The 13,329-nt window shown below is 72.1% G+C and carries 8 protein-coding genes; 1 reads left to right on the forward strand and 7 read right to left on the reverse strand.

Annotated features, from left to right (window positions below; genetic code table 11):
* Positions 1 to 59 precede the first annotated feature (59 nt).
* From ilvN to GLX25_RS16270, 4 genes are all read right to left on the reverse strand, one after another.
* The gene (ilvN, locus tag GLX25_RS16255; RefSeq protein WP_155843547.1) at positions 60 to 569 is read right to left on the reverse strand and encodes an acetolactate synthase small subunit; all 510 of its coding nucleotides are present in this window, start codon (positions 567 to 569) and stop codon (positions 60 to 62) included.
* A gap of 2 nt (positions 570 to 571) precedes the next feature.
* A complete protein-coding gene (locus GLX25_RS16260) occupies positions 572 to 2,380 on the reverse strand; it encodes an acetolactate synthase large subunit (RefSeq protein ID WP_155843549.1) in 1,809 nt (602 codons plus the stop codon).
* Positions 2,381 to 2,426: 46 nt separating this feature from the next.
* Positions 2,427 to 4,121, reverse strand: coding sequence for a dihydroxy-acid dehydratase (ilvD, locus tag GLX25_RS16265; RefSeq protein WP_155843551.1), 1,695 nt, complete (start codon positions 4,119 to 4,121; stop codon positions 2,427 to 2,429).
* A gap of 110 nt (positions 4,122 to 4,231) precedes the next feature.
* On the reverse strand, positions 4,232 to 6,403 hold the full coding sequence (locus tag GLX25_RS16270) for a bifunctional alpha,alpha-trehalose-phosphate synthase (UDP-forming)/trehalose-phosphatase (RefSeq protein WP_155843903.1): 2,172 nt from the start codon (positions 6,401 to 6,403) through the stop codon (positions 4,232 to 4,234).
* A gap of 166 nt (positions 6,404 to 6,569) precedes the next feature.
* On the opposite strand from GLX25_RS16270, the gene GLX25_RS16275 reads away from it, so the two are divergent.
* Positions 6,570 to 7,430: a sugar phosphate isomerase/epimerase family protein gene (locus GLX25_RS16275; RefSeq protein ID WP_420837659.1), complete on the forward strand. Its 861-nt coding sequence runs from the start codon at positions 6,570 to 6,572 to the stop codon at positions 7,428 to 7,430.
* Positions 7,431 to 7,485: 55 nt separating this feature from the next.
* Here GLX25_RS16275 and GLX25_RS16280 read toward each other — a convergent pair whose 3' ends face one another.
* Genes GLX25_RS16280 through GLX25_RS18625 form a run of 3 tightly spaced genes read right to left on the reverse strand, consistent with a single transcriptional unit; the run spans position 7,486 to position 13,235 of the window.
* Positions 7,486 to 9,732, reverse strand: a complete 2,247-nt coding sequence (locus GLX25_RS16280; RefSeq protein ID WP_155843555.1) for a YhgE/Pip domain-containing protein — start codon at positions 9,730 to 9,732, stop codon at positions 7,486 to 7,488.
* Positions 9,729 to 12,623 (reverse strand): MMPL family transporter, encoded by a 2,895-nt coding sequence (locus GLX25_RS19435; protein ID WP_271192398.1) that lies wholly within the window; start codon positions 12,621 to 12,623, stop codon positions 9,729 to 9,731. Before GLX25_RS19435 ends, GLX25_RS16280 begins: the two co-directional genes overlap by 4 nt.
* 9 nt (positions 12,624 to 12,632) lie before the next feature.
* Positions 12,633 to 13,235 (reverse strand): TetR/AcrR family transcriptional regulator, encoded by a 603-nt coding sequence (locus tag GLX25_RS18625; protein ID WP_205719920.1) that lies wholly within the window; start codon positions 13,233 to 13,235, stop codon positions 12,633 to 12,635.
* Between the last annotated feature and the right edge of the window lie 94 nt (positions 13,236 to 13,329).

Genomic DNA, 13,329 nt, shown 5'->3' on the forward strand with positions numbered 1-13,329 from the left:
TCTGATTCTGCGGGTCTCGATACGCGCTTCGCGCTACTCGACCTTGACGGCGTCCGCCGTCAGTTCTTGAAGACGCGTTCGGTGATCGACTTGCCGCCGCGCCCGATGGCGAGGAGGCCCGACTGGGCGATCTCCTTGATGCCGTAGGGCTCGAGGACCTTCAGCAGCGCGTTGGTCTTGCCGGAGTCGCCGGTGACCTCGATCACGAGCGCGTCGGTCGAGACGTCGACGACGCGGGCGCGGAAGAGGTTCACGGCCTCGAGCACCTGCGAGCGCGTCGTGTTGTCGACGCGCACCTTGATGAGCAAGTGCTCGCGCTGCACCGACTGCGTCGGGTCGAGCTCGACGATCTTGATCACGTTGACGAGCTTGTTCAGCTGCTTCGTGACCTGCTCGAGCGGCAGGTCCTCCACGTCGACGACGACGGTGATGCGGCTGAGGCCGTCGATCTCGGAGTGGCCGACCGCGAGCGACTCGATGTTGAAGCCGCGCCGCGCGAACAGTCCCGCGACACGGGTCAGCAGGCCGGGCTTGTCCTCGACGAGGAGGGAGAGCACGTGGGTCGACATGTTCAGTCCTCCTGGCTGAAGGCCGGCGAGTGGTCGCGGGCGTACTGGATGTAGGAATTGGAGACGCCCTGCGGGACCATCGGCCACACCATGGCGTCGGCGGAGACGACGAAGTCGATCACCACCGGGCGGTCGTTGGTCTCGAGCGCGAGCTTGATCGCGTCGTCGACCTCCTCCTCCTTCGTGACCCGGATGCCGAGCGCGCCGTAGGCCTCGGCGAGCTTCACGAAGTCGGGCACGCGGGCGGTGTCGTGCCCCGTGTTCAGGTCGGTGTTGGAGTACCGGCCGTCGTAGAAGAGGGTCTGCCACTGCCGGACCATGCCGAGCGAGGAGTTGTTGATGACCGCGACCTTGATCGGGATGTCGTTCAGGGTGCAGGTCGCGAGCTCCTGGTTCGTCATCTGGAAGCAGCCGTCGCCGTCGATCGCCCACACGGTGCGGTTCGGCTCGGCGACCTTCGCGCCCATGGCCGCGGGAACGGCGTAGCCCATGGTGCCCGCGCCGCCCGAGTTCAGCCACGAGTTGGGGCGCTCGTACTTGATGAACTGCGCGGCCCACATCTGGTGCTGGCCGACGCCCGCGGCGTAGACGCCCTCGGGGCCGGTCAGCTCGCCGATGCGCTGGATCACGTACTGCGGCGCGAGCAGCCCGTCGGAGGTCGGCGCGAAGCCGAGCGGGTACTCGGTGCGGAGGCCGTCGAGCGTGGCCCACCACTCCTCGAGGTCGGGCTCGCCCGCCTTCGTGACCTCGCGGTACGCGGCGAGCAGGTCGACGAGCACCTCCTTCGCGTCGCCCACGATGGGCACGTCGGCGGCGCGGATCTTGCCGATCTCGGCCGGGTCGATGTCGACGTGGACCACCTTGGCCTCGGGTGCGAACAGCGCCGCCTTGCCGGTCACGCGATCGTCGAAGCGGGCGCCGAGCACGACCAGCAGGTCGGACTCCTGCAGCGCGAGCACCGCCGGGACCGTGCCGTGCATGCCCGGCATGCCGAGGTGCTGCTGATGCGAGTCGGGGAACGCGCCGCGCGCCATGAGCGTCGTCACGACGGGCGCCTTCGTCGCCTCGGCGAAGGCCGTCAGCTCGTCGGAGGCGCCGGCCCGGATGATGCCGCCGCCGACGTAGAGCACCGGACGCTTCGCCTCGGCGATGAGCTGCGCGGCCGCGAGCACCTGCTTGCCGTGCGCCTTCGTGATCGGGCGGTAGCCGGGCAGGTCGAGCTTCGGCGGCCACGAGAACGCGAACGTCGCCTGCTGCGCGTCCTTCGTGATGTCGACGAGCACCGGGCCGGGCCGGCCGGTCGACGCGATGTGCGCCGCGGCCGCGATGGTCGCCGGGATCTCCTCGGCGCGCTTGACGAGGAACGAGTGCTTCGTGATCGGCATCGTGATGCCGACGATGTCGGCCTCCTGGAACGCGTCGGTGCCCATGAGGTTCGAGAACACCTGGCCGGTGATCGCGAGCATCGGCACCGAGTCCATGTGCGCGTCGGCGATCGCGGTCACGAGGTTCGTCGCGCCGGGTCCCGAGGTCGCGATCGCGACGCCGAGCTTGCCGGTCGAGGACGCGTAGCCCTCGGCGGCGTGGCCGGCGCCCTGCTCGTGGCGGACCAGGATGTGCCGGAGTCGGCGGCTGTCGAGCAGCGGGTCGTAGACCGGCAGGATCGCACCGCCGGGCAGTCCGAACACGTCGGTGATGCCGATGAGCTCGAGCGATCGCACGACCGCCTCGGCTCCGGTGAGCATCTCGGGCCCGTTCTGGGACTGGGACAGGGTGGCGGGCGATGGCACGGGGTTGGCTTCCGTGGTCATTCGATTCCTGTTCATGGTGATGGTGAGTTCGGGACAGGCGAGAGCCTCAGCCCGTGGTCGCGCCTTCGGCTGCGGAGCGCACGAGCTTGGAGTACTTCGCGAGGACGCCTCGGGTGTAGCGCGGAGGAAGCGGAGCCCAGCCGTCGCGGCGGGCTGCCAGCTCGGACTCGTCGACCAGTAGGTCGATGGAACGAGCCGCGATATCGACCCGAATCAGATCACCATCGCGCACGAAGGCGATCGGACCTGCGTCCACCGCCTCGGGTGCCAGATGGCCGATGCACAGGCCGGTTGTGCCGCCTGAGAATCGACCGTCCGTCAAGAGTAGTACATCTTTTCCGAGCCCAGCGCCCTTGATGGCGGCGGTGATGGCGAGCATCTCGCGCATGCCGGGGCCGCCCTTCGGGCCCTCGTAGCGGATGACGACCACGTCGCCGTGCGTGATCTCGCCCGCGGTGAGCGCGTCCATGGCGGCGCGCTCGCGCTCGAACACGCGCGCGGGACCCTCGAAGGTCGCGGCGTCGAAGCCCGCGGTCTTGACGACCGCCCCCTCGGGCGCGAGCGAGCCGTGCAGGATCGTGAGGCCGCCGGTCTCGTGGATCGGGTCGTCGAGCGTGCGGAGCACCTCGCCGTCGAGCGGCGGGATGTCCATCTCGGCGAGGTTCTCGGCGAGGGTCTTCCCCGTCACCGTGAGCGCGTCGCCGTGCATGAGGCCGGCGTCGAGGAGCGCCTTCATGAGCACGGGCAGGCCCCCGCGGCGGTCGACGTCGTTCATGACGTACTTGCCGAAGGGCTTGAGGTCGCCGATGTGCGGCACCTTCGAGCCGATCCGGTTGAAGTCGTCGAGGCTGAGCTCGACCTCGGCCTCGCGCGCGATGGCGAGGAGGTGGAGCACGATGTTCGTCGAACCGCCGAGCGCCATGCCGACCGCGATGGCGTTCTCGAACGCCTCCTTGGTGAGGATCTGCCGCGCGGTGATGCCCTGCTTCAGCAGGTTCACGACGGCCTCGCCCGAACGGTGCGCGTAGTAGTCGCGGCGGCGGTCGGCCGAGGCGGGCGACGCCGAGCCCGGCAGCGAGAGGCCGAGCGCCTCGGCGACCGAGGCCATGGTGTTGGCGGTGTACATGCCGCCGCACGCGCCCTCGCCGGGCGCGAACGCGCACTCGATGCGCTTGGCGTCCTCCTCGCTCATCTTGCCGGCCTTGACGGCGCCGACCGCCTCGAACGAGTCGATGATCGTGATGTCCTTCTCGGTGCCGTCCGAGAGGCGCACCCAGCCGGGCGCGATCGAGCCGGCGTAGAGGAACACCGACGCGAGGTCGAGCCGTGCCGCGGCCATGAGCATGCCGGGGATCGACTTGTCGCAGCCGGCGAGGAGCACCGAGCCGTCGAGGCGCTCGGCCTGCATGACGACCTCGACCGAGTCGGCGATGACCTCGCGCGAGACGAGCGAGAAGTGCATGCCCTCGTGGCCCATCGAGATGCCGTCGGAGACCGAGACGGTGCCGAACTGCAGCGGGTACCCGCCGCCGCCGTGCACGCCCTCCTTCGCGGCCTGCGCGAGGCGGCCGAGCGAGAGGTTGCAGGGCGTGATCTCGTTCCAGGACGACGCGATGCCGATCTGGGGCTTGTCCCAGTCGGCGTCGCCCATGCCGACCGCGCGGAGCATCCCGCGACTCGTGGTGGCCTCGATGCCATCCGTGACGACGCGACTGCGGGGCTTGGGATCGATCTCCGACATGGGTCGAGTCTACGGGCCGAGCGCGACCCGTTTCGCCGCGCGTGCGGCGCTCGCGGCGGCTTCCGTTCGCCACGGCGTCGAGGGCGGGGCGGATGCCGCGCCGCGGCGTTTCAGCGGGCGGCGTCGCGTGCGTCGGCGATCAGCTCCAGGAGCTCCGCCACGTCGTCGGGCCCCTTCAGCCGGTAGGCGGCGATCGACTTGCCCTGGCCGACCTTGACGCCGACGTCCTCGCCCTCGAGCACGGCGAACGCGTCCTCGTCGGTCACGTCGTCGCCGACGTAGATCACGGCGTCGGCGCCGGCGTGCTGGCGCAGGCGCAGCAGCGCCTCGCCCTTGTCGCTCGCGCGCACCGCGAACTCGAGCACGTTCTTGCCGGTGCGCGTCGCGAGCCCCGGCAGGGCCTCCTCGACCTGCTCGCGGGCGCTCCGCTGCAGGGCCGCGCCGGCGCTCGCGCCGAGCATGCGGGTGTGCAGCGCGATGCCCGCGGGCTTGCGCTCGACCCAGGCGCCGTCGGCGGCGGATGCCGCGTCCTCCACGATCTCGATGAGCTGCTCGAGACGCGTGAGCTCGCCCTCGCGGAGGTCGATCGTCACTCCCCCGGCATCGAGTTGCAGCTCGACGCCGTGCGACCCGCTGAGGAGCGCGGCCACGGGCGGCTCGGCGACCTCCTTCAGGCTGTCGAGCGCTCGCCCGGAGACGAGGGCCACCCGGGTGTCCTCGTGTCCGGCCATCCGCTCGACGGCGGCCCGGGCGCGCTCGGTCGCGCGCGCGTCCTCCGGGCGGTCGACGATCGGGGCGAGCGTGCCGTCGAAATCGAGCGCGACGAGCAGCCGAGGCGCCTCGACGAGCCGGCGGACGGCGCTGCGGAGCGCGTCGGGCACGCCCGGCGCGATCTTGCCGACGCCGGTGAGCGTCTCGAGGAAGGTCGCCGACCAGTTCGCGACGTCGTTGTCCTTGACGCGCTTGCGGAGCACGCGCATACGGCGGGCGCGCTCGCGCTTGGGCATCTTCGTCGCCTCGACCATGGCGTCCTTCAGGCCCTCGATGTCGTGCGGGTTCACGAGGATCGCCTGGCGGAGCTCGTCGGACGCGCCCGTGAACTCGCTGAGCAGCAGGACGCCGTCGTCGTCGTACCGGCTCGCGACGTACTCCTTCGCGACGAGGTTCATGCCGTCGCGGAGCGCGGTGACGAGCATCACGTCGGCGGCGAGGTAGAGCGCCGCCATCTCCTGGCGCGGGTAGCCGTGGTGCAGGTAGGTGATCGCCGGATGCCCGAGCGTCGAGTAGTCGCCGTTCAACCGGCCGACCGTGAGCTCGATCTCGTCGCGCAGCTGGCGGTAGGTCTCGACGCGCTCGCGCGACGGGCTCGCCACCTGCACGAGCGTGGCGTGCTCGACCTCGAGGCGCCCGTCGCGCAGCAGTTCGCCGAACGCCTTCATGCGGTGGCGGATGCCCTTGGTGTAGTCGAGGCGGTCGACGCCGAGCATCACGACGTCGGGGTCGCCGAGGCTGCGACGGATTGCGCGGGCGCGCTCCTGCACCTCGGGCATGCGCGCGAGGTCCTCGAAGGCCGCGGCGTCGATCGAGATCGGGAAGTGGCGCGCGACGACGTGGCGGACGCCGCCGTCCTCCTCCGGGACGTCGACCACGGTGCCGCGCGTCTTGTAGCCGAACAGGCGCCGGACCGCGCGCGAGAAGTTCCCGGCATCCGCTGCCCGCTGGAAGCCGATCACGTCGGCGCCCAGCAGGCCCTCGACGACCTGGCGCCGCCACGGAAGCTGCGAGTAGATGCCGTAGGCCGGGAACGGGATGTGGTTGAAGAAGCCGATGACGAGGTCGGGGCGGGCCTCGCGGAGCATGCGCGGCACGAGCTGCAGCTGGTAGTCCTGCACCCAGACGACGGCGCCCTCGGCGGCGGCGGCCGCGGCGGCCTCGGCGAAGCGGCGGTTCACCGCCACGTACGCCTCCCACCACTCGCGATGGAAGCTCGGCGGCGCGATGACGTCGTGGTAGAGCGGCCAGAGCGTGTCGTTCGAGAAGCCCTCGTAGTACTCCTCGATCTCCTGCTCGGAGAGCGGCACCGGCACGATCGAGATGCCGTCGTGCTCGAAGGGCGCGAACTCGCGGTCGGCGACGCCGGCCCAGCCGACCCACGCTCCGTCGTTCGCACGCATGACGGGTTCGAGCGCCGTGACGAGCCCGCCCGGCGACGACTTCCACGTCGTGTCGGCGCCCTCGCCGCCCACGTAGTCGACGGGCAGGCGGTTGCTCACCACGACCATGTCGTAGATGGGCTCGATCTCGGGCTCTGGCTCGGTCTCGGAGTCGGTCGCGGGCTTCACGTCGTCGGATCCTCCTGGCGGCTCGCGAATCAGGCTAACAGCCGAAGGTCCCCACCCGATCCTCAGCCGTCGGGGCTAGACTTCGAGCCTCATGATCCGTATCGGTATGAGCACCACCTGCGTGTACCCACTCGAACCCGAGCACGCCTTCCGCATCGCGAAGGACGCCGGGTTCGACGGCGTGGAGATCATGGTCTCCCAGGAGGCGACGACACAGGATCCCGTGGCGCTGAACGAGATGTCCGAGCGCTACGGCCTCCCCATCCTCTCGATCCACGCCCCGGTGCTGCTGCTCACGCACTTCGTGTGGGGCCGCGACCCGCGCGTCAAGCTCGCCCGCACGGCCGAGCTCGCGAAAGCGGTCGGTGCCGACAGCGTCGTCGTCCACCCCCCGTTCCGCTGGCAGGCCAGCTACGCGCTCGAGTTCCTCTCGATCGTGCGCACCCTCTCCGAGGAGCACGGCGTCGAGATCGCGGTGGAGAACATGTTCCCGTGGCGCGCCGCCGGCCGGAACATGAAGGCGTACGCCCCCGGCTGGGATCCCCGGCAGATGGACTGCGACGCGGTGACGCTCGACTTCTCGCACGCAGCGCTCTCCGGCACCGACAGCCTGCAACTCGCGACCGACCTCGGCGAGCGCCTGCGTCACGTGCATCTCTGCGACGGGTCGGGTGCGATCGGCGAGGGCCAGATCTTCGACGAGCACCTGCTGCCGGGCAAGGGCCGCGAGCCCGTGGCCGAGGTGCTGCGCATGCTCGCCGACCAGGGCTGGGACGGCTCGATCGTCGCCGAGGTGAACACGCGCAAGGCGAAGACCGAGGCCGAGCGACTCGAGATGCTGCGCGAGACCGTCGCGTTCGCGCGCGAGCACACCGCGGTCGCGGCCTCCGTCGCCGCGCCGGAGCCGTCGCACGAGTCGCCGCTCCGCCGCGTGATCGACGCGATCATCCCGGGCCGCCACTCGTAGCCCGGGTGGCGGGCGGCGACGCCTGGCGTCAGCCGCGACGCCGCCGCCGATCCCGTCAGGCGCCCGCGGGTGCGAGGCGCGGTGCGGTGCGGATGCCTCGGCGCCGCGCGACCACGATCGCCGTGCCCGCGACTCCGAGCACCCCGAACAGCACCAGCGCGCCCGCTGCGGCCCAGACCCCGGAGCCGCCGGCCCCGGAGACGATGAGCTGCATGCCCTGCACCGCCCAGGTCAGCGGCAGGAACGGGCTGATCGCCTGGTACGGCCCGCTCACGATCTCGAGCGGGTAGACCCCGCCGGATGCCGCGAGCTGGAGCACCACGAGCACGAGCGAGACGACCGTCCCGATCCGGCCGAGCCACGCGCTGAGGAACGCGTGGAGCGCCGTGAACACGACCGCGAGGAGCGCGGAGAACGCCAGCGTCTGCGGAAGCAGGGACCAGTCGACGCCGAGCACGGTGTGCATGAGCAGCACGACTGCGGCCGCCTGCGCGAGCCCGAGGAGCGAGCCGCGGTAGAGCGTGCGCGCGACGAGCCGGCCGGTGGGCGCGGTCGTCTCGAGCGCCTCGCGGCGGAGCGGGCGGAACACGAGGAACGTCGTCATCGCGCCGAGCCACAGCCCGATCGGGCCGATGAGCATGGCGACGACCTCGCCGAACGTCGAGATCTCGTTCGCGCGGGTCGCCTCGGTGACGACGGGCTCGGCGACGACGCCCGCCGTCTCCTCGGGGTCGAGCCCGTCGAGCGACGACGTTCCCTCCGCGCCCTGGGCGAGGCCGTCGGCGAGCTCTCCCGTGCCGTCGGCGAGCTGGGCCGCTCCGTCGGCGGATGCCGCGGCGCCGTCGCTCAGCTGGGTGAGGCCGCTCGCGATACCGCTCACGCCGGATGCGAGCCCGTCGGCGCCGTCCCGCAGCGCGGGCGAGCCGGCCGCGGCCTGCGACGCGCCGCCGGAGAGCTGCGAGATGCCGGACTGCAGGCCGTCGATGCCCGACCCCGTGCCCGAGACGAGGGCCGCGCCTCCCGCGGCGAGCTCGTCGAACCCGGTCGCGGTGCCCGCGCGGAGCGCGTCGCCGCCGGCCACGAGCTTCGAGAACCCGGTGGCCGTTCCCGTGCGGAGTTCCTCGCCGCCGGACGCGAGCCCGGCGAACGTGGCATCCGTGCCCGCGACGACGTCGCGACCCCCGTCGGCCGCGGCCTCGACGTTTGCTGCGTACTCCGCCACGGCGGCCTGAGCCAGCGCGCCGGTCGGGTCCGCCGCGAGGAGGGCGGGGATCGACTCGGCGAGCTGGTCGCCGCCGTCGGCGAGCAGGTCGAGCCGGTCGACGTACTGCGCCGTGCCCGCGGAGAGCTGTGCGCCGGCGCCGGCGACGCCGTCGAGGTACGCGGCGATGCCGTCGTCCACGCCGGTTCCGGCTGCCTTCACCCCGGCGACGTACTGCGCGATGCCGTCGTCGATCCCCGCGCCCGCTTGCGCGACGCCTCCGACGTACTGCGCGACGCCCGAGGTGATACCGTCCAGGCCGCCGGCCTCGGCGTCGAGCGTGCCGAGCCCGCCCGCGAGCTGCTCGACGCCCGAGGTGTACTGGCCGACGCCCGACGCGTACGCGGCGGCGCCGTCGGCCGCCTCGGCGGTGCCGTCGGCCGCCGAGCCGATGCCGCCCGCGAGCTGGTCGAGCCCGGTCGCGAGCGAGTCGGCGCCGTCGGCGAGCTGCCCCGCGCCATCCGCCGCATCGCCGAGCGAGCCGCCGACCTGGACGAGGTTGCCGTAGAGCCCCTCGAGGTACTGGGTCGTGAGCTCGTGCCCGAACGTGGTCGCGATCGCGTCGCCGACGGCCGACCCGATGGTGCCGGCGAGGTAGCTGTGCGCGTCGTCGGTGCGGATGTCGAGGGCCGCCGTCGTCGGCGCGTCGCCCGCGAGCGAGGTGACCGACGCCGAGAAGTCGGCCGGGATCGTGAGCACCGCGTACGCCTCGCCGTCGGCGAGCTTGTCGGCGGCCTCCTCGTCGTTCGAGATCGTCCAGTCGAACCCGGTGTCGCCGTCGCCCGTGAGCTCGGTCACGAGCAGCCGGCCCGCCAGCACGGCCTGCTCCTCGCCGTCGGGCGTGGTCGTCGTGACCATCTCGTCGTTGTTGACCACGATCGCGGGGATCGCGTCCATGCGCTCGTCGGCGCCGCCGACCGCGCCGGCGACGAGGCCGGCGACGGCGAGCGGAACGGCGATCACGGCCGCGAGGAGCGCGGCGCGGCGGCCTCTGCGGCGGGCCGCGGGCGCGGCCTGGGCGGGGGCGTCGGTGCGGGTCATCGGAGTGCCTCCATCGGGCGGGTGGCGAGGTCGATCGAGCGGATGCCGCGGGGCGCGAGCGCCGCGCCGGCGGCGTCGAGGTCGGCGTCGGGGTCGGCGGTCGCGATGAGCACGACGCCTGGGGGAACGATGCGGTCGAGGGCCGTCCACGCGGCGGCCGACCCGGAGAGGCCGTCGAAGTCGACGACGATCGCCCGGGGGTGCTCGGCGAGTGCCGCCGACACCGTCACCAGCAGGCGGTCGAGCGCGTCGAGGGATGCGATCGGGGTGTCCGGATCGATCGTGCGCGACCGGCGCGAGATCTCGTCGTCGGGCGCGACACGCGCGTCCGCGACGCGCCGGAGCGCGGCCTCCACGGCCGATCGGGTCGAGTCGAGGCGGTACCACGCGCGGGTCGCGTCGGCACGCGCGGCGATGAGTTCGCCCGCGCTGCCCGCGGCCGCGGCATCCGCTGCCCCGTCGGCGATCGCGACGCGACGCATGACCGTGCCGGCGTCGACCGGGAGCGGAGCGCCGAGGACCGCGAGTCGGCCGCCCGCCGGGAGGACGCGGCCGGCGAGCGTCGCGGCGACGATTCGGCGCTCGGCGGGCTCGCCGAGGACGACGAGGACGCCGCCGCGCGGCACGCTCACCGAGATCGGCCCGATCGCCGCCGCCCGGTCGCCGACGAGCAGGCCGTCGGCGAGCACGTCCGCGTTCCGCGCGGCCGCCCACTCCGACTCGGCCAGGTGGTGCCGCAGGCCCTCGCCCTCGATGTCGACGTCGGGGAGGATGCGGCCGAGCCACCTCGGCAGCCACCACGCGCCGCGGCCGGCCAGGGCCATCGCGGCGGGCACCAGCGTCATCCGCACCAGGAACGCGTCGAAGGCGACGCCCACGGCGAGCGCGAACGCGATGCCCTTGATCACCCCCGTGCCCTCGGGCACGAAGGCGAAGAAGACGAAGAACATGATGAGCGCGGCGGCCGTCACGACGCGTGCGGCGTGCTGGAAGCCGTGCACGATCGAGGTGCGCGGGTCGCGGGTCTTCACGAACTCCTCGCGCATGCCGGAGACGAGGAACACCTCGTAGTCCATGGCGAGGCCGAAGAGCACGGCCATCAGCAGGATCGGCAGGAAGCTCAGGATGGGCCCGGGCTCGACGTGCATGAGGTCGGCGAGCCATCCCCACTGGAACACGGCGACCGTGAGGCCGATCGCGCCGAAGGCCGAGAGGAGGAAGCCGAGCGCGGCCTTGACCGGCACGAAGAGCGATCGGAAGACGACGAGCAGCAGGATCACCGAGAGGCCGACGACGATGAGCGCGAACGGCACGAGCGCGTCGTTGAGCCGCTGCGAGATGTCGATCGAGACGGCCGTGTAGCCGGTCACCGCGATCGGGGTGCCGAACTCGTCGACGATGTCGTCCTCGAGGGCGCGGATGTCCTGCACGACCTGCTTGGTCTCGGGGTCGGTCGGCGCCGACTCGGGGATCACCTGGATGATCGCGGTGTCGACGGTCTCGTTCGGCAGGCCGTCGCCGACGTAGGCGACGCCGTCGACCTCGGCGAGCCGGGCGCCGATCGCGTCGAGGTCGTCGAAGATGTCGGTCGTCTGCGTGATGTCGACCGTGACGATGAGCGGGCCGTTGTAGCCGGGACCGAAGCCCTCCTCGATCATGTCGTACGCCTCGCGCTGGCTCGTGCCCTCCTCGCCCTGGCCGCCGGGCAGGTTGAGGTCGAGACTCGCCGCGGGGACGGCCGCGGCGCCGAGGAGACCGACGACGAGGAGCACGAACACCACGGGGGCCTTCAGCACGGTGTCGACCCAGCGGCGGCCCATGGTGCGCTTGCCGGAGTCGTCGGAGGCGACCGCGCGGCGGTGCGCGCGGCTGCCCTCCTTCGGAGCGAGGCGGCCCTTCGCGAGGCCGAGCAGCGCGGGGAGGAGCGTCGTCGCGCCGAACACGGCGACGAGCACCGCGAAGGCGGCGGCGACGCCCATCACGCTGAGGAACGGGATGCCGACGACGAGCAGGCCGAGGAGCGCGATGATCACCGTGAGGCCGGCGAACACGACCGCGCCGCCCGCCGTCGCGACCGCCTCGGCCGCGCTCTCCTCGGTATCCATGCCGCGCGCGAGCTGGGTCCGGTGTCGGGACAGGATGAACAGCGCGTAGTCGATGCCGACCGCGAGGCCGATCATGACCGCGAGCATCGGCGCCGTGCTCGAGATGGTCGCGAACGCCGCGACGAGCGAGATGCCGCCGAAGGCGGTGCCGACGCCGACGAGCGCGGTGAGCAGCGGCATCCCGGCGGACAGCAGCGAGCCGAACGTGATGAGCAGCACGACGCCCGCGAAGATCACGCCGAACGCCTCGGTGATCGTGAGGCCGAAGGTCGTCTCCTGGAAGACCTCGCCGCCGAACGCGACCTCGAGGCCCGCGTCGCGGCCGGTCTCGCCGGTGGCCGTCACGGCGTCGATCTGGTCCTGCGTGACATCCGTGACCTGGCCGTCGAACTGCACCTGGATGTAGGCCGTGCGCGCGTCGTCGGAGACCTGGTCGCCGGCGTACTCGTCGAACGGCCCGAGCACGCTCGCGACGCCGTCGACGTCCTCGAGCTCGGACTCCGTCTCCTCGATGGCGTCGCGGTACGGGGCGTTCTCGACCGAGTCGCCGTCGGGCACCTCGACGACGGCCTTCGCCGACGCGCCGGCGGTCTGGGGGAAGACGGCCGCGAGCTGGTCGATCGCGTCCTGGGACTCGGTGCCGGGGATCGCGTACGACTCCTGGAGCTGGCCGCCGAGGCCGATGCCGGCGCCGACGAGGCCGCCGAGGGCGATCACCCAGGCGACGATGACGACCCAGGCGCGGCGGTAGGCGAAGCGTCCGATGCGGTGGAGGAGGAGGGCCACGGTTCTCTCTCAGTTGCTGGGGGTTCGAGCTGGGGTGAGGATGTCGGCGATGATGCGGCGGAGCGCGTCGCGCAGCTCGTCGTCGGTCGGGAGCGTCGACTCGTCGGCGAAGGTCCGACCTGCGGTGAGCAGGAACGCCGCGCCGCCGATCGCGATGCCGAAGCGGACCTGGTCGTCGACGCTCTCGCGCTCCTCGCAGACGGCGGCGGCGAGGCGGCGCACGGCCACGTTCGCCCGGTCGATGACGGGCAGGCCCGAGAGGCTCTGCCCCTGGGTGAGGAAGACGTGCACGGCCTCGCGGTGCTCGAGGAGCAGGTCGACGACCCGGTCGACGAGCTCGCGGCGCCGTGCATCGCTGCGACCGCCGCGGCCGGCGAGGAAGACCGCGAGCACGTCCTCGAAGCCCGCCACGGCGGGTTCGATCGCGGCTTCGAGCAGGGCCTCCTTCGAGGCGAAGTGGTAGAGCACGCTCGACTTGGCGTACCCGGCCTCGTCGGCGATGTGCTGCAGGGACGTGCCGGCGAAGCCGACCGTCGCGAACTGCTCGAGTGCGGCGTGCTTCAACTCGTCGGCGGCGCGCACGCGCGACGTCGTTCTCGCATCGGTGGGCATGCGATCGACGCTAGTTGACCGATCGGTCAGAGTCTGCACGATCGGTCAGACTCGTGGTGATCTCACAGCCTGCGCGGCTCGCGTCAACCGGTCG

The organism is Agromyces luteolus, assembly GCF_009729855.1.
Classification (GTDB): domain Bacteria; phylum Actinomycetota; class Actinomycetes; order Actinomycetales; family Microbacteriaceae; genus Agromyces; species Agromyces luteolus.